Source organism: Paracoccus binzhouensis, from assembly GCF_016446475.1.
Lineage (GTDB): Bacteria > Pseudomonadota > Alphaproteobacteria > Rhodobacterales > Rhodobacteraceae > Paracoccus > Paracoccus binzhouensis.
In genome coordinates this window covers 1-1,242 of sequence record NZ_JAEHFP010000241.1, presented here as the reverse complement: position 1 = coordinate 1,242, position 1,242 = coordinate 1, and the positions used below count along the sequence as shown (strand labels likewise).

The 1,242-nt window shown below is 76.0% G+C and carries 1 protein-coding gene; it reads right to left on the bottom strand.

Annotated elements, in window-relative coordinates:
• On the bottom strand, positions 1-1,242 hold a 1,242-nt coding region (locus I9P22_RS24230; protein WP_233253589.1), incomplete at both ends, for a condensation domain-containing protein.

Sequence of the window (1,242 nt, the reverse complement as noted above, 5' to 3'; positions counted from 1 at the left end):
GGTCGGCCGGCTCGGGCGCCGGCTCGGGCAGGGCGCGGGTGGGCAGGGCGGGGGCGGGCGGAAGCTCGGGCGCCAGCAGCTCGGCGACGATCTGCGCGATCCCGGCGCCGTCCAGCGCCAGCGCGTCCATCTTGACCAGCAACGCCTGGTCGCGGGGCTGCGGCATCTCGACCAGCACCAGCCGCCACAGCAACCCGTCCAGCGGCAGCGGCGCGCGGGCGAAGTCGTCCTGCAGGGCGGCCAGCCGCGCCTCGGCCTCGTCGGCACCCAGATCCGAAAGGTCGATACGCTCCAGCGGCGGCTCGGCATTGTCCAGCACCCGCAGCGCCGAATGGTCGGAGTCGAGCCGGCTGCGCAGCGCCTCGTGCCGGGCGATCAGCGTCCGGGCCCGAAGCGCCAGCGCCCCGGCGTCCAGCGGGCCGCGATAGCAGCGATATTCCTGCATGGCGGTGCGGCCCAGCGGCAGCCCGGCCTCGCGGCCCAGCAGATAGGCCCTTTGCAGGTCGTTCAGCCGCCGCATCCGCATCGGCGCCGGCAGCCAGTCCGACAGCGCCACCGCCGCCAGATCGGGCGCATCCGCCAGCCGGCACAGCGCCGCGTGGCAGGCGTCGAAACAGGCGCGCACCCAGTCCTCGGGCAGCGCGTCCAGCCGCAGGTCCCAGTTCAGCAGCACGCCCTCGGCCAGCGCGGCGACCTGCACGTCCAGCGCCACCTGCGGCGCCTGCGACACGCTCCAGACCAGCGGCCCGAACAGCCGGCCGACGCGCGGGCCAAGCAGCTGGCGCTGCCCGCCGCCCAGGTCGAGCCCGCTGGTAAAGACCACCGGCGCGGATTCCACGCCCTGTCCGCCGCGCGACATCTCGCGCAGCACGGCGGTGCCGGGGCAGGCCTGGTGCGACAGCGCCTGCGCGATTTCGCGCCCCGTCTCGCGCGCCAGGCCGGCCAGCGTGGCCTCGGGCCCGATCCGCAGGCCGAGCGGCAGGATATTGGTGAAATCCCCGACCAGCCGCGAGGCGCCGCGCATCACCGGGGCGCGGAAGAAGCCCGGCAGCGTCAGGCGAAAGGCCCGGTCGCCCGTCGCCCGCGCCAGCACGGCGGCAAAGACCGCCAGGTAAAGCGCGGTCTGCGTGACCCGCAAGCCGCGCGCCAGGCCGCGCAGCGCCGCCGCTTGCGCCGGCGGCAGCAGCGCCGAGATCCGGGTGCTTTCCGGCGCGGCCGCCCCGTCGCGCAGCGGCAGCGAGG